The following is a 16,990-nucleotide window of genomic DNA, read 5'->3' on the forward strand; positions in this document are numbered from 1 at the left end:
TGAAGTAGAGGTCAGGCCTATGGTGAACGCGCCAGCCGCCAGAAGTGACGGAACATTCCGGCGCTGGTGGCGCCCCAGGCCAGCAGTACCAACCAGATCATCAATTCGGGTATGCGCATTAGAAATGGCATTTCAATAGCCTCCGAGAGTCGCAGCGTGCCAGTGGTGTACATAGCCAGCGGGAAGACCATGCTCCACAGTTGCGGCTCGTAGGCGATACGGTGGCGGCGGATCAAGTGGCGCCATAGCATCAGCCCTACCAGCAGCGGAAACCACCAGCTGGCAGTCGCCCAGAAGAACACCGTGAACCCCAGCAGGAACGGCTTGAAGTCCGCGATCACACCGTCCTCCGCGGCGCGCAATATCAGTGTGGAGCCGGCCAGGGTGGCGATCGCTACCGCCCCCATATTGATCCAGTAGGGCGGTGTCAGGCTCTCCACCGTCACCTTGAGAAAGGTAAGGCGATAGAAGATCAAGGTGATGATCGCCAGGTAGAGCATGCAGCCGATCAGGAACATGCACAGCGCGAAGAACAGCCGCACATCGGCGGGCCCGCTCCATGGCAGCAGCGCCGTCAGGATCGAGACGGAGTGGGTACTGACCGCTGCCAGCAGCCACGCACCGTTGATGCCGGACCCCAGGTTGGGCTTCTCGGACCGTGTGGTCACGGCGATAAAGAACAGATACATGATGACGCTCCAAAACGTCAGCCCTACCCACCAGAATTCGGCAGCAATTGCATCGTGATCGGCCACGATTTGAAACTGCGTCCCCAGGATGCAGGTACCGGCCACGATGGTGAAAAAGCCCGGCCCACGGGCATGATCGGTCATGTCGCCAGCAAGCCGCTCCGGATAGCGGACCAGACGGGTGATCGTCAACAGCCATAGGGTCATGTACGCCAGTAGATTGGCCCCCAGCAGCCCCCAGGAGAGTAGCGTCAGCCCCATCAGATGGCAGGCGATGGAGGTGGCGCCGGTGGCCATGATCACGGCGAAGTAACCGGGGAAGAGCTCGGCCGCTGCATGATCCACGAGGTTGGCTAGGCGTCGGAAGAGGCCGCTCATCGGCCCACCTCCTCCGCATCCAACGCCTGATGTAAATCTGCGAGCAGATCCTCGATGTCCTCGAGGCCTATTGAAAGGCGCAGCATGCCGTCGCCGATGCCGCGTCGTGCCCGCTCTTCCGCGGTCAGGTCGGCGTGCGAGGTGGTACAGGGCTGGGTGACCAGGCTCTCCGCACCGCCGAGACTGGGGGCTAAGGCAAAAAGGGAGAAACGGTCGGCAACCCTGGCCGCCGCCTCTCGACCGCCAGACAGCTCGAGCGTCAGCATGCCGCCGAAGCCCGACATCTGTCGGCAGGCCAGGTCGTGGCCGGGGTGCGAGGCCAGACCGGGGTAAAGTACTCGCTCAAGTGCGGGATGCGACTGCAATGCTTCGGCAATGGCATGTGCCGAGGCGTTGTGGCGCTGCATACGCAGGGGCAGGGTGCGCAGGCTACGCGAGAGCAGGGAAGCCGCCTGAGGCGACAGCGCCGTGCCGAGGTTCTGGCGCCAGTGCCACAGCGGCGCCAGAACCTCGGCACTTCCCATCACGGTGCCGGCGGTGAGGTCGCTGTGACCGCCCAGATATTTGGTGGCGCTATGCACCACCATATCGGCGCCCAGCGACAGTGGCCGCTGGTTGATCGGCGTGGCGAAAGTGCCATCTACCGCCATCAGGGCGCCGTGGTGATGGGCCTGCTCGGCCACCGCCGCGATATCGATCAGGCGTAGCGTCGGGTTGGTGGGGGTCTCGAGATAGACCAGCCCGACGCCGGATGCCAGAAGTTGCTCCAGTATCTCGGGTTCATAACCATCGAGTAGATGGGTATTGATACCCAGCGCCGGCAGCTGCTGTTCGAGCAGGCTCAGAGTGCCACCATAGACCTCCCCCAGGCAGGCGATACCCCGACGACCATGAGCGAGGAGCAGGGTGCTGATGGCTCCCATGCCGGAAGTGAATGCCCAGGCGGCTTCGGCCTCTTCCAGTGCCGCCAACGTCTCCTCCAGGGCGTAGAGCGTCGGGTTATGGCCGTATCGGGTATAGAGGGGGGCCTGCCGCCGCCCTTCGGTCACCTCGAGCAGGGTGGAGGTATCCGGAAAGGTGAAGGTGGTGGTGTCGTAGATCGGCATGTGCGGGCTGCCGAAGGCATCCCTCTGCTGCTGGCCATGGATGGCGCGGGTGGCAGGGCCGAAGTGTGGCAGGGGTCGAAGTGACATGGCGCGTCTCCTAGAAGGGACTCTAGGCAGGCTACTCTCTTTTTGTTATGCAAGCTATTGATTTTAATGACTTCACCTATCTTCATTAAGGTAAGTTATCGATTTTCATCTATTTGTCTTATCGAATTTGATCTCGATCAGAGATGCTCTTCGGCCCCTGGCATAGGGGCTGTATCGAGCTTAAGATAGTGATCAATTACTATCTTTGGGGCCCGAGCATGTCCGAACGCCAGCATCTCCCCGCCGACGAGCGCCGGGAACGCACTGTGGAAGCCGTCATCGAGCTTTGCGGCCGTGAGGAACCCGCCACCCTGACCACCGGGCGCATCGCCCGTCGCATGGGGGTCACCCAGGGGGCGCTGTTTCGCCACTTTTCGAGCAAGGAGGCGATCTGGGAGGCATCGGTGGCCTGGATCGCCGAGCGAGTCATGGCGAGGGTCGCTGCCGCCGCCGAGGGCATCGAGGATCCCCTGGAAGCGCTCGAGGCGATGTTCCTGGCGCATGTGATGTTCATCGCCGAGCACCCAGGGGTGCCGCGGCTGCTGATGGGCCAGCTGCAGCACCCACGGCCTACCGCTGCCAGCCGCCTGGTGCGCGAGCTGCTGGAGCGCTATCGGCGGCGACTGCTGAGCCTGCTCGTCGAGGCCGAGCGTCGAGGGCAGCTGCGCTCTGGCCTCGACCTGGACACGGCGGCAACCCAGTTCATCGGCTGCGTTCAGGGACTGGTGCTGCAGTCGCTGATCGCCGCCGACGTGGCAGGCATCGTCGACCGGGCGCCGGCGGCCTTCGATCTCTATCGACACGGCATTCGCGCGGATGCGGGAGGTGACGCATGAGACCCTGGACACGGCGACTGGGGCGGGGCTTGGCGGTGCTGATCGGCGTCGCCGTGGGTGTGGCGCTGCTGGTCTTCTTCGTGGCCAACCGTCAGTCCCCCGAGCGCGAGGAGGAGGCGTCGGCCTCCGCCACTCCGGTCAGGTTCGTCGAGATTCGTCCCCTGGAGCTGCGCCTGGAGGCGCGCGGCCACGGCGTGGCGCGCCCCGCCGAGACCTGGCAGGCGACAGCCAACGTGGCGGGGCGGGTCGTCGAGCGTCACCCGGAACTGGAGAGCGGCACCCTGCTGCCCGAGGGCACCCTGCTGGTGGCCCTGGATCCCAGCCGCTATGAGCTGGCCATCGCCGAGGCCGAGGCGGAGCTCGCCAGCCTGGCCGGCGAGCTGGCTCAGCTCGAGGCCGAGGAAAAGAACACCCGTCGCCTACTGGGGCTGGAGCAACAGGCACTTGCCCTGGCCGAGCAGGAGCTGACACGCATCGAGCGCCTGGCGGCCAGCGGTTCAGTCTCCAGCTCACGACGCGACGAGCAGCGCCGCAGCACCCTGGGTCAGCGTCAGGCGGTCGCCTCGCTGGAGAACAGCCTGGCACTGCTGCCCACGCGGTGCGAGGTACTCGAGGCGCAGCGCGAGCGGGCCGCGGTGCGCCTGGCCCAGGCCCGGGAGGACCTCGCCGATACGCGTTTCGAGGCTCCCTACGACCTGCGCCTGGCCGATGTCGAGGTGGAGTTGCACCAGTTCGTCGGCACCGGGCAGCGGCTTTTCCAAGCCGAGAGCCTGGCCGCTGCCGAGGTGGAGGCCCATATACCCATCGCCATGATGCGCCGCCTGCTGGCCGCAGCCATGCCGGCGGGAGCCAGCGACGCGGCCCCGGTCCTGGCCGAGGGGCTGGATCTTGCGGAGCGGCTGGACTTCCCGGCGGTGCAGGCCGACCTCTTCCTGGCCGGCGCCGAGGGCGTGGGCTGGTCGGGGACGTTGGTACGCGTGGCCAGCGGCCTGGATCCCGCCACCCGCACCGTGCGTGCCGTGGTGCGGGTCGAGCACCCCTATCGCGATGCCCGGCCGCCGGATCACCCGCCGCTGCAGCGCGACATGTACGTGCGCACGCGGCTCAGCGCGTCCAGCCCCGAGCCTCGCCTGGTGATACCTGCCAGTGCGGTGCATCAGGGTGAGGTGTGGCTGGTGGATAACGAGGGTCGCCTCGAGCGGCGCGCGGTGAGCGTGGCCTTCGAGCAAGGCAACCTGGCGGTGATCACGGACGGCCTCAGGCCCGGCGAGCAGTTGGTGGTCGATGACCTGCCCGCGGCGATCGCCGGGATGGCCCTCGACCCGCGTCGCGACGAGGCCCTGGAGGCGCGAGTCGCCGAGCAGGCGCTGGGCCAGGGACATGAGGAAGCGCGACCATGATCCGCTGGTTCGCCGCCCACCCCACCGCCGCCAACCTGCTGTTGGTACTGCTGCTCGCCGCCGGCCTCTTCACCGCCCCGTCGCTCAAGCGCGAGACCTTCCCCGACTACCGCCCGGTGGAGGTGAGCGTCGAGGTGGTCTACCGCGGGGCCAGCGCCGCCGACGTGGAGGATGCCATCTGCCGCCGCCTGCATGAGGCGGTGAAGGGGGTGGAGTTCCTCGACGAGTTCATCTGTGTGGCCCAGGACAACCTGGCCAGCGCCACCGCCACCATGCAGGCCGGCGGTGATCCCCTGCGCTTTCTCGGCGAGATCGACACCGAGGTCTCCGCCATCACCGAGCTGCCGGCGCGTGCCGATCCGCCGGTGGTACGCGAGATGCATCGCAGTGACGCGGTGGCGGCGGTCGCGGTGTCGGCCGACATGCCCGCCGGCCAGCTCGAGGAGTATGCCCTGCGCCTGGAAGAGCGCATCATGGCGCTGCCCGGCGTGGCGGACGTGGCGATCCACGGCATGTCCCAGCGCCAGTGGCAGGTGGAGGTGCCCGGCGAGGTGCTCGGCCAGCACCGCCTCTCGGCCCGCGAGCTGGCGCGGCGGATCTCGGCTCAAAGCCTGGACCTGCCGCTGGGCACCCTGGAGACCCCCGAGCGCGAACTCCTGCTGCGCTTCACCGACCAGCGCCGCTCGCTGGAGGAACTGTCGCGCCTGGTGGTGATCTCCGACCCGGCCGGCGGCGAGCTGACCCTGGGTGACATCGCCAGCCTGAGCGAGGCCGGTGAACGCGAGGAGGAGAAGCTTCGTTTCAACGGTGAACCGGCGCTGGTGCTGGAGGTGAGCAAGAGCCTGCGCGACGACTCCCTGACAGTGAAGGAGCGCCTCGAGGGGCTGATCGAGGAAGAGCGCCGCCGCTTCGATGATGGCATCACGCTGACACTGACCCAGGACATGACCAGCATCGTGCGCGATCGCCTGCAGATGCTGGTGGGCAACGGTGTCATGGGGCTGGCACTGGTAGTGCTGGTGATGAGCCTGTTCTTCCGCCCGCGTCTGGCGCTGTGGGCGGTGCTTGGGCTGCCCGCGGCCTTCATGGGTGCCTTCCTGGTCATGGGGCTCGCCGGCCTCTCGCTGAATATGATCACCCTGGTGGCGCTGCTGATGGCCATTGGCATCGTCATGGACGACGCCATCGTGATCACCGACAACATCGCCGCCCACGCCGGGGAGAACGCCACACCACTGGAGGCGGTGGTGGCGGGGACTCGACAGGTACTGCCCGGGGTGCTGTCGTCGTTCCTGACCACTGCAGCGGTGTTCGTGCCGCTCTCCTTCCTGGCCGGCGAGCTGGGGGCGGTGCTGGAGGTGCTGCCGGTGGTGCTGATCGCCGCGCTGGCGGCGAGCCTTGTCGAGGCGTTCTGGATCCTGCCTCACCACCTCAAGGGCAGCGTGAAACACCTGCAGCAGGGCCATGAGTCGCGTTTTCGCAGCGCCTTCGACCGCGGCTTCGAGCGCTTCCGCGAGGGGGTGGGGCGGCTGGCCGATCGGGCGATCCGCTTCCGCCATCTGGTGCTGGGGGCGGTGCTGGCCGTGATGCTGGCCTCCGTCGGCTTCATGGCCGGCGGCCACGTCGGCAGCGAGGCGATGCCCGACATCGACGGCGACGTGCTGGAGGCACGCATCCTGATGCCCCAGGGTACACCGCTCGAGCGCACCGAGGCGGTGGCCGAGCGCATCGAGACGGCGATGCGCGAGCTCGATGAACGCCATTCGCCCGGGCAGCCGGGGGGCGCGGCGCTGGTCGAGGCCATCCAGGTGCGTTTCAATCACAACCTCAGCGCCCGGGAGGCGGGGCCCCATGTGGCCACGGTCAGTGTCGACCTGCTCACCGCCGAGCGGCGCACCATGACCCTGGATGCGCTGACCGCCGAGTGGCGGGAAGCGATCGGTGACATCCCGGGGGTGCAGCGCCTGATCATCCAGGAGCCGGGATTCGGCCCCGCCGGGGTGCCCGTGGAGGTGCGCCTGGCCGGCGAGGACCTAGCAGCCATGAAGGCGGCGGCACGGGAGCTTGCCACGCGCCTCGAGGGCTATTCGGCGGTCTACAACGTCATGGATGATCAGCGCCTGGGCAAGCCCCAACGCGCCTACTCGCTGGCCTCGGGTGCCCACGGCCTGGGGCTCAGCGCCGAGGAGGTGGCGAGCCAGCTGCGCGCCGGCCTGCTTGGTGAGATCGCCGATACCCAGCGCATCGGCGAGCAGGAGATCGAGGTGCTGGTGCGCCAGGCCGAGGCCGACCGCGACGGTCTCGATGACCTGGCTGACCAGACCCTGCTGCTCCCCGACGGCAGCCGGGTGCCGCTCTCGGTGGTGACCGAGGTGGCGGAACGCCGCGACTGGGCGCGCATCACCCGCATCGACGGGCGGGGCACCGTCACCGTCGAGGCCAACGTGGACGCCCGCCAGGCCAGTGGCCAGGCCATCGTCGACGACCTCGTCGGCAGCGGCTGGCTGGCCGACTTCGAGGCGCGCCATCCCGAGGTGACGGTCACCTTCGAGGGGCAGGTGGCCAGCTCCGCCGAGACCGGCGGCTCCATCGCCCGCGGCCTGTTGATCGGCCTGGTAGGGATCTTCGTGATCCTCTCCTTCCAGTTCCGCAGCTATGTGGAGCCGCTGATCGTCATGCTCTCAATTCCGCTGGCCTTCATCGGCGCCATCTGGGGGCACGTGATCATGGGCTACTACCTCTCGATGCCCTCGCTGATCGGCGCCGCCTCGCTGGCCGGCATCGTGGTCAACAACGCCATCCTGCTGATCCACTTCATCAAGACGCACCGCGAGCGAGGCATGGATGCGGTAGCGGCCGCGGGGCAAGCCAGCCGCGACCGGCTGCGGGCCATCCTGATCTCCTCCACCACCACCATCGCAGGCCTCGCGCCGCTGCTGGCCGAGACCAGCAGCCAGGCGGATGCCATCAAGCCGCTGGTGATCGCCGTGGTGTTCGGCCTGCTCAGCGCCACCCTGCTGGTGCTGCTGGTGATTCCGGCACTTTATGTGCTGTTCGACGACTGGGGCTGGACGCGCGGAGGGGATCCGCTATGACGGCGCGTCGTGGTATGGCCTTGACGACGCGGTTTTCTCGACTAGCTTTAAAGATGCATTGATTTTGCATTTTATCGTGACTCGCCGCATTCGAGAGGAGGCCGACATGCTCATGACCCACTGCTCATCTTTACCGCGAAAGAGGCTCACGGTTGGCCTGGTACTGGTGACGACACTGGCACTCAGCGGCTTCGTCGTGGCGGATGAACACGGGGCATCATCGGACGAGGATACCTGGCTGCCTAGTCTGATCACCGAGACGCCCCAGGAGGGCTTCGCACTGGCGGTGACGCTCTCCCAGAAGGGAGTGGCGACGACCCAGCCGGACGCGGAGGTGCGCAAGGCGCAGCGCCCCGAATATGCCGAGGACCCCGACAGCCTGATCGCGGCCTCCCATGTCATCGCCACTCACTTCCAGACCGTCGCCGCCGCCAACGACTACTGGCGGGAGTGATCCGTAGAGAGTGACCCGGAAAGCGTGAATTCGATGTATCGCCGGGAGAGCGACCATGATCAAGGTACGGCTTTATCGCTACCACCCCGAGGGAGACGAGCTGCCGCGGATGGAAAGCCTGGACGTCGAGGAGCGTTTCCGCAAGGCGATGGTGCTCGACGTGCTCGAGCACCTGAAGCAGAAGGATGCCACCCTGGCCTATCGGCGCTCGTGTCGCGAGGGGGTGTGTGGCTCCGATGGCATGAACATCAACGGCAAGAACGGCCTGGCCTGCATCACCTCCGTGGAGGAGGTGCTCGGCAAGGGGGATACCCTGACCCTGCGCCCGCTGCCGGGCATGCCGGTGATCCGTGATCTGGTCGTCGACCAGACGCTGTTCTTCCGACAGTTCGAGAAGATCCGCCCCTGGCTGATCAACGACGAGCCACCCACCACCATCGAGCGACGCCAGAGTCCGGCGGATCGCGAGAAGCTCGATGGTCTCTACGAATGCATCCTGTGCGCCTGCTGCAGCTCGGCCTGTCCCTCCTGGTGGTGGAACCCCGACAAGTACATCGGTCCGGCCGGCCTCATCCAGGCCTACCGCTTCCTGATCGACAGCCGTGATACCGCCACCGAGGAGCGCCTGGCCGAGCTCGACGACCCCTTCAGCGTGTTCCGCTGCCGACAGATCGCCAACTGCACCTGGGTGTGTCCCAAGGGGCTCAACCCGATGCGTGCCATCGGCCATATCAAGGCGATGCTGCTGGCACGCGGGAGCTGAGATCCAGTCCACACTTCACGGGAGGGTTTCCATGGCCTTTCGACAGGTAAGGGACCTGCTGGAGTGGGTCCATGACTTCCATGACCGTCTGGGGAAGCAGTACTCCGGGTTGGCCGAGGAGGCGGCGGACGAGCGCATGAAGATGGCACTGGTGTTCCTCGCCGATCGCGAGGCACGCCTGCGCGATGCCATGGCAGCCTTTCTCGAGGATGCCGATCAGGGGCTGCTGACCACCTGGCTGATCGATAGCCAGCAGTTCGGCCACCCGAGTGTGCTGGAGCGCATCCCGCCCTGCCTGGGTTGTCACGACGTGCAGGATATCCTGGCTAACGTGATGACTGCCCACCAGACACTCAAGGACATGTACCGGCTGCGTGCGGAGCTTGCCGAGATACCCGAGGAGGCGGAGCTGTTCACGCAACTGGCCGATCAGCAGGAGGCCGAGGCCCGCCTGCAGACCCGCGATCTTGCTCGTCTGGATATGTACTGAGCGGTACTCCATACAACATCCTGAACGACGACGCCCCGGCCTGGCCGGGGCGTCGTCGTTGCGTCGGTGAAGGCAGCTGGGGTGTCAGAGGTACTGGTAGCGCAGCAGGCGGTGCTTGATGCGCTCGAGGATCACCTGGTCGATCACCGCCGCGAGCACCGCGATGACCAGGATGTTGGTCATTACCCCGGTCATGTCGGCGATTTCGCCGGAGTAGGCCAGCGACTTGCCGAGCCCGGCGCTGAAGCCGACGATCATCTCGGCGGAGATCAGCGCCCGCCAGGCGTTGCCGAAGGCGAGCTGGGCGCCGGTGATCAGCTCGGGGGTGACCGCCGGGAAGTAGACCCGCTTGAGCATCTGGGTGCGCGAGGCACCCATCACCCGCGCGGCATCGATATGCACCCGCTCGACGCTCTCGGTGGCGTTCATCACGCTCAGCGCGGTGGGGAAGAAGGCGCCTACCGCCACCACCACGATGATCGGCAGGTTGCCGAAGCCCATCAGGATCAGGAACAGCGGCACCCAGGCGATCGAGGGGATCGACTGCAGGATGATGATGGCCGCCTTGAGTGGGCTGCGCACGGCGTTGATAGTGCCACCCACCAGCCCCAACACCACCCCGGCCACCAGGGCGGCGCCGTAGCCGGCGCCGAGGCGGCCCATGCTGTTGCCGAGTCCCTGGTAGAACTCGCCGCTGCCCAGCTCCTGCCATAGCCGAACCAGCGCCACGTGGACGTCGGGCATCAGGAAGCTGGGCAGGAACCAGGCGGCTACCTGCCAGAAGAAGAGGATGACGAGGATGGCCAGTACATAGGACTTCTTGCTGGCCACGCCGGTGGTGCTGGGGGAGGTGCTCATGGCTTACAGCTCGCGCTCTTCCTGCCAGGTAAGTTCCAGCAGGGCGTCGACGTCGAAGTCGGCCTGCTCGAGGATCCCCTGCTCGTGCATGATGCCGGCAAGTTCCTTCATGCGGTCGATGTCCGCCTCGGTGAGCTCGGCGCTGAAGTCGTTGGTGGCGATGGCTTCGGCGATCACCTTCTCGCTTTCGATCTCGCCCTGGTCGCGGGTCTTCACCACGTCCTCCTTGACGAAGTAGGAGGTGATGTACTCGGCGGCACCCTCGGGATCGTTCTCGAGCATCTCGATGGCCTCGCGCTGGGCGTCCAGCGCCGCCCACAGCACGTCGCGGCGCTCCGCCAGGGTCTCCTCGGCGGTGATCACCACCATGCAGGGGAAGGGCCACACCTCGCCGATCTCGTAGATCTCGGTGACGGGGGCCTGCAGCTTGGCGATGCTGGCGTAGGGTTCGAACAGGAAGGCGGCGTCGACGCGACCACCGGCCAGCGACTGCACCGCCACCGAGGGCGCCACGCCCATGATGTTGAGGTCATCGGCAGAGAGTCCGGCCTCGGCCAGGGTCACGCCCTTGAGCACGATGTCGGCGGTGCTGCCCTGCTTCTGGGAGGCCAGATTCTTGCCGGCGAGGTCGGCGACCTCATCGATACCGGCGTCGTCATGGGCCAGCAGGGCGTGGTAACCGCGCTGGGCACCGCCGACGATCTTCAGGTCGGCGCCCCGGCCGGCCCAGGTGAAAGCGTTCGAGAAGCCCAGCACGCCGATGTCGAGCTGGCCGCCGACGATGCCCTTGATCAGGTCGGTGCCGGAGCTGAACTCGATCAGCTCGGCGTCGAGGCCGTGCTTGGCGTAGAGCCCCGCCTCGTAGGCGAGCATCACCTGGGCGTCGTCCATCACACGGACATAGCCGACGCGGAACTCTTCCTCTTCGGCGAGGACGGGGGTGGCTAGCAGCACGGCCAGCAGCGGGGTCAAGAGGCGACGAATCATGCGATTTCTCCTTGCTTGTGTGCCCGGCGCGGTTCGGCGCTCGGGGCGTCGGTATCGATGCCCAGCAGGGCCAGCACCTCGCGGCGGATGTCGGCGAAGGCGCTCAGGTCGTGACTCTTGGGGATGTGCCCCAGGGTGAACTCCTCGAGCACCCGGGCGGGCCGCTGGCTGAACACCAGCACGCGATCGGCCAGGTAGAGCGCCTCGTCGACATCGTGGGTGACCAGCAGCACCGTGGGCCGCTCCTCCTCGATGAGCTCCTTGAGCACGCTCTGCAGGGTCATGCGGGTGAGGGCGTCGAGGGCGCCGAAGGGCTCGTCGAGCAGCAGCACCTGGGGACGGGCGATGAAGGCCCGGGCCAGTGCGCAGCGCTGGCGCATGCCCCCCGAGACCTGGTGGGGGTAGTAGGCCTCGAAGCCGTCGAGCTTGACCCGCGACAGCCATTCACGCGCCTGGGAGCAGGCCTCCTCAACTGGGTGGTTCTGGAACTCCAGGGCCAGCGCGACGTTCTGCTCTAGGGTCATCCAGGGGTAGAGGGCGTGTTCCTGGAACACCAGGGTGCGCTGCGGGGCAGGTGCAGTGACCGGCCGCTCACCGGCACGCACCTCGCCGGCGCTGGCCTGCTGGAGGCCTGCCACCATGTGCAGCAGTGTCGACTTGCCGCAGCCCGAGGGTCCCACCAGGGCGACGATCTCGCCGTCGGCGATGGTGTTGTCGAAGGCCTCGATGACTCGCAGGTCGCCGAACGACTTGGTGACGCGTTCGAAGTGAAGCTGCATATGAGCTCCTGGAATGATTATATATAATTTAATCGAATACTAAATATAAATGATATAACTGAAATTGCGTCTTGTGAAGGGCGGGGAGAGAAGATACGCAGACCACAACGCGAACGCCCCGGCCAGGCCGGGGCGTCGTCGCATCATGCAGGGGGTGAATGTCAGGCGGCGTCGAGGGGGCGCGAGGGGCCGAAGTGCTCGAAATGGCGGCGTTCGGAGGGCACGCCGAGTTCGGCCAGGGCCTGGTCAACGGCGGTCATGAACCCCTGGGGGCCAACGAAGTAGCAACGGCCGCCCTCGGGCAGGTAGCTTGCCAGCAGGTCGCGATCCACGCGGCCGACATGATCGGCGGCTGCGCCGCTCTCATGGACGGTCACCGTGCGCAGCCGTTCCGGATGTGCCTCGGCGAGTGTCGCCACCTCGTCGCGGAAGGCGTGGTGCTCGGCGTCCAGGGCGGCGTGCAGGTAGACCACCCGGCGACCCTGGGCCAGCGCCTGGCGCGCCATGGGCAGCAGCGGGGTCTGGCCGACACCGCCGCTGGCCAGCAGCAGCGGTTCGTCGCCCTCGGCCAGGGTCAGGTCGCCGGCCGGTGGCAGCAGCGACAGGCTGTCACCGACGCCCATGGCGTCGTGCAGGTGACGGCTGGCGTGCCCCTGGGGCTCGCGCTTCACCGAGATCCGGTAGCTCTCGCCGTTGGGCAGGTCCGAGAGGCTGTAGTGCCGATAGACCGGCTCGCCATCGATGGTGAGCTTGACGCCGATGTACTGGCCGGGCTCATGGTCGGCGACCGGGCCGCCATCCACCGGCTCGAGCACGAAGGAGCGGATCACCGCACTCTCCTGGTGCGTCGCCGTGATCCGGAACTCGCGGGGGCCACTCCAGCCGCCGGGGCGGCTCTCGAACTCGCGGTAGCGATGTGCCTCCAGCTCGATGAGCAGCCCGGCCAGCTCTTCGTAGACGCCCTCCCAGGCGGCGGCGATCTCCGGCGTCACGGCGTCGCCCAGCACCTCGCCGATGGCGGCCATCAGACATTCGCCGACCAGGGGGTAGTGCTCGGGGCGGATGTCCAGGGAGACATGCTTGCCGACCACCGTGGCCAGGGTCTCACGCACCTTCTCGCGATCGTGGCGCAACTGCACATAGGCCAGCACGGCGCCGGCCAGTGCCCGCGGCTGGCCGCCGTCGGCCTGGTGTGCCGGGTTGAACAGCGGCTTTACCTGCGGATAGCGCTCGAACAGCAGCGGGTAGAAGCGCTGGGTGATGGCGTCGAGGTGTTCGGCCACTACCGGGGCGGTGGCGGCGATCAGTTGTTCCTGTTCCTGGGTCAGCATCGAGGGGCTCCGAGTCGGGGATGTTTTTAAGGTGCATGTAAATTACATGTTCATCCCCGTCGATGCCAGCCCTGTGACGCTGCACCGCATCAAGGGTCGCGGCTCAATAGGCCCAGACGATTGCCATCAGCAGGCCCCAGGCCAGTACCCCGGCCGCCATGATGGTGTAGGCCGCCGACATGGTGTTGACGTCGTTGTCGCTGCGTTCGCACAGCGCCTGGAGGCCGTGGTAGACCAGGCTGCAGGAGATGCCCAGGGCCACCAGTACTGCCAGGGTGTTGAGCAGCAGGCTGGGGATCAGCAGCACGATCGCCGAGGACCACAGCGGCAGAGGCGCCAGGGCTGCCAGCAGGTAGGCGTCGTGATAGTCGATCGACAGTTCGCGAGTGCCATTGGCGACGGCGTGAATCAGCCAGCCCATCACGAAGAAGGTGAGCAACTCGGCCAGGAACAGGATGGTGGTGATGAAGCGCCACTCCCGGTCGGCGAAGCCCATCACGAAGCCGTCACCGTAGTGAGTGCCGGCATAGTAGAGCAGCACCGGCGGCAGCAGCGACATGGGCAGTACCAGGCCCCAGGCAAGCACCGGGATCGAAGGCTTGCGTTGCTGCAGGCTCTTCCAGCCCGCCTGGCGGGTAAAGGGCAGCTTGATGACGGTCAGGGGGTTCATGGTGGTCTCCTCGTCGGCGGGGAAGTTGTATCATGTTGTGATATTATTGTTTAATCTTTAGGCTTCGCTTCCCTGGCTGTCAAGGAGCGATTGTGGCTGCCCATGCACATTCGGATACCGCTTCATGAGCGATGACGCCCTCACCAAGCAGGACTTCCAACGCCTCTCTCACTTCCGCTATCAGCTGCGCTGCTTCCTGCGCCAGAGCGAGGATATCTGTCGCCGCCACGGCTTGACGCCACTGCAGTATCAGCTGCTGCTGCACCTGCTGGGCTTCGAGGGGCGCGAATGGGCGTCGGTTGGCGAGCTGGCCGAGCGGCTTCAGGCCAAGCACCACGGTACGGTGGCGCTGATCGATCGCTGCGAGCAACTGGGCCTGGTGGAGCGTCGCCCGAGCCAAGAGGATCGCCGCTGCATCGAGGTGCACCTGTTGCCTCGCGGTGCCGAGCTGGCCAGTCGCATCGCCGAGCAGCACCAGCCGGAGCTTCGCCACCTGCAGGAAGAGTTCTGCCTGCCCGGCTGGCCCGAATTTCACTAGGCCAGTCAGGGGCGCTGACTTGCGTCAATGCAGCCTTCGAGGGCGCATGCTCTCATGGCGAAACAGACTCTCTTATTCATTCAGGAGATGACATGAGCGATACGCGCCAGCAGGACTGGGACCCGCGCGCCGAGGATGTGCTGAACGACCAGATCAGCGCCTATGACGAGATGCGCCACCGCTGCCCGGTGGCCTTCAGCGACTATCTGCAGTGGTCGCTGTTCCGCCATGCGGACGTGATGCGCGTGCTCGAGGACCATGAGACCTTCAGTAACGCGGCGAGCCGCCACCTGTCGGTGCCCAACGCCATGGACCCGCCCGAGCATACCCGCTTCCGGCGGATCATCGAGCCCTACTTCGGGTCCGAGGCCATGGCCGAGTTTGCGCCGCAATGCCGCGCCATCGCCGAGGCCGTGGTCGACCGGCTGCCCGCCGACGGTGAGGTGGAGGCGATGGCCGAGATGGGCCAGGATTTCGCCCTGGAGATCCAGTGCGCCTTCATGGGCTGGCCCACTGCGCTGCATGAGCCACTGCGTGCCTGGGTGAAGCGCCAGCAGGCCGCTACTCTGGCCCAGGATCGTGAGGCGCTGGGCGAGCTGGCGCTGGAATTCGATAGCGTGATCCGCGAGCAGCTGGCCAGCCGCCGAGCGGCCGGCGATGATGCGCCGGACGACGTCACCACTCGCATCATGAACGAGACCGTCGAGGGGCGTGCACTCTCCGACGAAGAGATCGTCAGCATCCTGCGCAACTGGACGGTGGGTGAGCTCGGCACCATCTCGGCGAGCATCGGTATCCTGATGCGCTACCTGGCGGCCGATCCGGAGCTCCAGGGGCGGCTGCGCGCCGAGCGTCAGCTGCTGCCGGCGGCCATCGACGAGATCCTGCGCCTCGATGCCCCGCTGATGTCCAACCGGCGCATTGCTACCTGCCCGGTGGAGATCGGTGGCCGTCGACTCGAGGCTGGCGAGCGTCTGACGATCCTGTGGGGCTCGGTCAACCGCGATGAGGCGGTGTTCGGCGACCCCGATGAGGTGCGCCTGGATCGCGACCCGAAGGACAATCTGCTCTATGGGGCCGGTATCCACGTCTGCCCCGGGGCGCCGCTGGCGCGCATGGAGCTCAAGGACTTCATGGACGCGCTGCTCGACGCCACCGTCGACATCACCCTGCTGCCGGGCCGTCCCGCGGTGCGCGCCCTCTACCCCGCCGGCGGCTACTCCGAGGTGCCGCTGCACGTGCGGTGCTAGTCGCAGGTCAGGCCATGATGACGGAAGGCGCCCCGCGGGACGCCTTCCTTGCTTCGGGTGGCCGGGTCCTCAGAGCCCGATACGGTGCGCCCGGTCGGTGAAGAAGATGCCGCTTGGCGACTCGCTGTCGAGGCGCGTGACCTCCTCCAGGGTGCGGGTGTCATAGACCACCACCCGGTCACTGTCCCGAGCCGAGACCCAGGCCTGCTCCCCCTTGGGGGTGAACTCCATGTGCAGAACCGCCTCGCCGGGCGTGAGGGTGGCGACGACCTCGCGGGACTCGGTGTCGATCACCTGCACCACGTCGTTGTCGGGGTGGGCGAAGTTCACCCAGATCTGGCGCTCATCGGGGCGGCGCATCACGAAGATCGGCTGGCCATGGACCGGGATACGGTCGACCAGCGACCAGTCGTCGCTGTCGGCGACCAGTACCTCGTGGCGACCCACTGCCGGCAGCCAGGCCTCGTCGCCGGCCAGGGTCCAGCCTTCCAGATGGGGCATCTTGTAGACCGGCAGGCGCTCCTCGCCGCGGCCATAGTCGGGCAGGATGCGCTGCACGCCCTGCTCCGGGTGCCACAGGTCGAGCATCGCCAGACCATCCTCGCCGAACAGCCCGGCGATGTAGTAGCGCCCGTTGGGGCCGATCAGGGCGTCGTAGGGCTCCTTGCCGATATCGGGGAAGCGCGTCACCTCGGGGGTATCGCCGTGCATGTCGACCAGGTGGATCTCGCCGGCCTCGAACAGGCTGTAGACGAAGCGGTTGCCGGGGGCATCCACCAGGCCCACCACCTTGGAGCGTTGCTCCTCGCCATTCTCGTCGGTCCAGATGGCGGGGATATCGGCGACTTCCTCCAGGGTCTCGCTGTCGAAGATCTTCACGCCGCCCGGCTCGTAGTTGGCGACCGCCACCTGCGAGCCATCCTGGGAGACGGCGCCGCCGATGCTGTTGCCCGACTGGATCACCCGGTGGGTGATCTCGCCGGTAAGCAGGTCGACTCGACTGAGGCCGCCATCGCGGCCGAACACGAAGGCGTAGCGGGCGTCACGGGAGAACTTCACCGAGGCGTGGGAGAGATCCCCGAGGCCCTCGACCCGGTCGAGGATGCGGCGTTCGCTGGTATCCACCACCGCCAGGCTGCCGGTGGCGCGCTCCACCACCACGCCGAGGTCGCCGGTGCCGCGCAGCTCGGCGGTCGGGGTCGCCTGGCATCCGGCCAGCAGGGCGAGCAGCGAGACGGCGGCGAGGGTCTTGCGGAGTGCAGGGGATATCGTGGGCATG

At 66.7% G+C, this 16,990-nt stretch carries 16 protein-coding genes; 8 read left to right on the forward strand and 8 right to left on the reverse strand.

Annotation, left to right across the window (positions count from 1 at the left end; genetic code table 11):
- Window positions 1-17: 17 nt before the first annotated feature.
- Together ACJ7IV_RS00695 and ACJ7IV_RS00700 are read right to left on the reverse strand one after the other, a co-directional pair.
- The gene (locus ACJ7IV_RS00695; RefSeq protein WP_483865352.1) at window positions 18-1,067 is read right to left on the reverse strand and encodes a tellurite resistance/C4-dicarboxylate transporter family protein; all 1,050 of its coding nucleotides are present in this window, start codon (window positions 1,065-1,067) and stop codon (window positions 18-20) included.
- Window positions 1,064-2,260: a trans-sulfuration enzyme family protein gene (locus ACJ7IV_RS00700; RefSeq protein ID WP_483865353.1), complete on the reverse strand. Its 1,197-nt coding sequence runs from the start codon at window positions 2,258-2,260 to the stop codon at window positions 1,064-1,066. The genes ACJ7IV_RS00695 and ACJ7IV_RS00700 overlap by 4 nt, the downstream gene beginning before the upstream one ends.
- Before the next feature lie 218 nt (window positions 2,261-2,478).
- Between ACJ7IV_RS00700 and ACJ7IV_RS00705 the strand changes: the two genes are divergently transcribed.
- From ACJ7IV_RS00705 to ACJ7IV_RS00730, 6 genes are all read left to right on the forward strand, one after another.
- Window positions 2,479-3,096, forward strand: coding sequence for a TetR/AcrR family transcriptional regulator (locus tag ACJ7IV_RS00705; RefSeq protein WP_483865354.1), 618 nt, complete (start codon window positions 2,479-2,481; stop codon window positions 3,094-3,096).
- On the forward strand, window positions 3,093-4,496 hold the full coding sequence (locus ACJ7IV_RS00710; protein ID WP_483865355.1) for an efflux RND transporter periplasmic adaptor subunit: 1,404 nt from the start codon (window positions 3,093-3,095) through the stop codon (window positions 4,494-4,496). The genes ACJ7IV_RS00705 and ACJ7IV_RS00710 overlap by 4 nt, the downstream gene beginning before the upstream one ends.
- The gene (locus tag ACJ7IV_RS00715) at window positions 4,493-7,591 is read left to right on the forward strand and encodes an efflux RND transporter permease subunit (protein ID WP_483865356.1); all 3,099 of its coding nucleotides are present in this window, start codon (window positions 4,493-4,495) and stop codon (window positions 7,589-7,591) included. Before ACJ7IV_RS00710 ends, ACJ7IV_RS00715 begins: the two co-directional genes overlap by 4 nt.
- A gap of 106 nt (window positions 7,592-7,697) precedes the next feature.
- The gene (locus ACJ7IV_RS00720; protein ID WP_483865357.1) at window positions 7,698-8,045 is read left to right on the forward strand and encodes a hexameric tyrosine-coordinated heme protein; all 348 of its coding nucleotides are present in this window, start codon (window positions 7,698-7,700) and stop codon (window positions 8,043-8,045) included.
- Window positions 8,046-8,103: 58 nt separating this feature from the next.
- Window positions 8,104-8,808 (forward strand): succinate dehydrogenase iron-sulfur subunit, encoded by a 705-nt coding sequence (locus tag ACJ7IV_RS00725; RefSeq protein ID WP_483866529.1) that lies wholly within the window; start codon window positions 8,104-8,106, stop codon window positions 8,806-8,808.
- A gap of 31 nt (window positions 8,809-8,839) precedes the next feature.
- Window positions 8,840-9,298, forward strand: a complete 459-nt coding sequence (locus ACJ7IV_RS00730) for a ferritin family protein (RefSeq protein WP_483865358.1) — start codon at window positions 8,840-8,842, stop codon at window positions 9,296-9,298.
- 84 nt (window positions 9,299-9,382) lie between these two features.
- Here the strand turns inward: ACJ7IV_RS00730 and ACJ7IV_RS00735 are convergent, their stop codons facing one another.
- The 5 genes from ACJ7IV_RS00735 to ACJ7IV_RS00755 form a co-directional block, all read right to left on the reverse strand.
- Window positions 9,383-10,156, reverse strand: coding sequence for an ABC transporter permease (locus ACJ7IV_RS00735; RefSeq protein ID WP_483865359.1), 774 nt, complete (start codon window positions 10,154-10,156; stop codon window positions 9,383-9,385).
- 3 nt (window positions 10,157-10,159) lie between these two features.
- The gene (locus ACJ7IV_RS00740; RefSeq protein WP_483865360.1) at window positions 10,160-11,143 is read right to left on the reverse strand and encodes an ABC transporter substrate-binding protein; all 984 of its coding nucleotides are present in this window, start codon (window positions 11,141-11,143) and stop codon (window positions 10,160-10,162) included.
- Window positions 11,140-11,922: an ABC transporter ATP-binding protein gene (locus tag ACJ7IV_RS00745; protein WP_483865361.1), complete on the reverse strand. Its 783-nt coding sequence runs from the start codon at window positions 11,920-11,922 to the stop codon at window positions 11,140-11,142. Before ACJ7IV_RS00745 ends, ACJ7IV_RS00740 begins: the two co-directional genes overlap by 4 nt.
- Before the next feature lie 161 nt (window positions 11,923-12,083).
- A complete protein-coding gene (gene hmpA / locus ACJ7IV_RS00750; RefSeq protein WP_483865362.1) occupies window positions 12,084-13,253 on the reverse strand; it encodes an NO-inducible flavohemoprotein in 1,170 nt (389 codons plus the stop codon).
- Window positions 13,254-13,356: 103 nt separating this feature from the next.
- A complete protein-coding gene (locus ACJ7IV_RS00755; RefSeq protein WP_282041962.1) occupies window positions 13,357-13,923 on the reverse strand; it encodes a YIP1 family protein in 567 nt (188 codons plus the stop codon).
- Window positions 13,924-14,047: 124 nt separating this feature from the next.
- On the opposite strand from ACJ7IV_RS00755, the gene ACJ7IV_RS00760 reads away from it, so the two are divergent.
- Window positions 14,048-14,461, forward strand: coding sequence for a MarR family transcriptional regulator (locus ACJ7IV_RS00760; protein ID WP_483865363.1), 414 nt, complete (start codon window positions 14,048-14,050; stop codon window positions 14,459-14,461).
- Between the two features lie 92 nt (window positions 14,462-14,553).
- On the forward strand, window positions 14,554-15,711 hold the full coding sequence (locus ACJ7IV_RS00765) for a cytochrome P450 (RefSeq protein ID WP_483865364.1): 1,158 nt from the start codon (window positions 14,554-14,556) through the stop codon (window positions 15,709-15,711).
- A gap of 69 nt (window positions 15,712-15,780) precedes the next feature.
- On the opposite strand, the gene ACJ7IV_RS00770 is transcribed toward ACJ7IV_RS00765, so the two are convergent.
- Entirely contained in the window at window positions 15,781-16,989 is a 1,209-nt protein-coding gene (locus tag ACJ7IV_RS00770) for a cytochrome D1 domain-containing protein (RefSeq protein WP_483865365.1), read from the reverse strand.
- Window position 16,990 lies beyond the last annotated feature (1 nt).

The organism is Halomonas sp. C10-5, from assembly GCF_057169305.1.

Bases quoted from the DNA above. Each gene is read 5' to 3' on its own strand.
- ACJ7IV_RS00760 (WP_483865363.1), top strand. From the start codon at position 14,048: ATGAGCGATGACGCCCTCACCAAGCAGGACTTCCAACGCCTCTCTCAC.
- ACJ7IV_RS00700 (WP_483865353.1), bottom strand. From the start codon at position 2,260: ATGTCACTTCGACCCCTGCCACACTTCGGCCCTGCCACCCGCGCCATC.
- hmpA (WP_483865362.1), bottom strand. From the start codon at position 13,253: ATGCTGACCCAGGAACAGGAACAACTGATCGCCGCCACCGCCCCGGTA.
- ACJ7IV_RS00720 (WP_483865357.1), top strand. From the start codon at position 7,698: ATGCTCATGACCCACTGCTCATCTTTACCGCGAAAGAGGCTCACGGTT.
- ACJ7IV_RS00705 (WP_483865354.1), top strand. From the start codon at position 2,479: ATGTCCGAACGCCAGCATCTCCCCGCCGACGAGCGCCGGGAACGCACT.
- ACJ7IV_RS00695 (WP_483865352.1), bottom strand. From the start codon at position 1,067: ATGAGCGGCCTCTTCCGACGCCTAGCCAACCTCGTGGATCATGCAGCG.
- ACJ7IV_RS00765 (WP_483865364.1), top strand. From the start codon at position 14,554: ATGAGCGATACGCGCCAGCAGGACTGGGACCCGCGCGCCGAGGATGTG.
- ACJ7IV_RS00710 (WP_483865355.1), top strand. From the start codon at position 3,093: ATGAGACCCTGGACACGGCGACTGGGGCGGGGCTTGGCGGTGCTGATC.
- ACJ7IV_RS00735 (WP_483865359.1), bottom strand. From the start codon at position 10,156: ATGAGCACCTCCCCCAGCACCACCGGCGTGGCCAGCAAGAAGTCCTAT.
- ACJ7IV_RS00755 (WP_282041962.1), bottom strand. From the start codon at position 13,923: ATGAACCCCCTGACCGTCATCAAGCTGCCCTTTACCCGCCAGGCGGGC.
- ACJ7IV_RS00730 (WP_483865358.1), top strand. From the start codon at position 8,840: ATGGCCTTTCGACAGGTAAGGGACCTGCTGGAGTGGGTCCATGACTTC.
- ACJ7IV_RS00740 (WP_483865360.1), bottom strand. From the start codon at position 11,143: ATGATTCGTCGCCTCTTGACCCCGCTGCTGGCCGTGCTGCTAGCCACC.
- ACJ7IV_RS00745 (WP_483865361.1), bottom strand. From the start codon at position 11,922: ATGCAGCTTCACTTCGAACGCGTCACCAAGTCGTTCGGCGACCTGCGA.
- ACJ7IV_RS00715 (WP_483865356.1), top strand. From the start codon at position 4,493: ATGATCCGCTGGTTCGCCGCCCACCCCACCGCCGCCAACCTGCTGTTG.
- ACJ7IV_RS00770 (WP_483865365.1), bottom strand. From the start codon at position 16,989: ATGCCCACGATATCCCCTGCACTCCGCAAGACCCTCGCCGCCGTCTCG.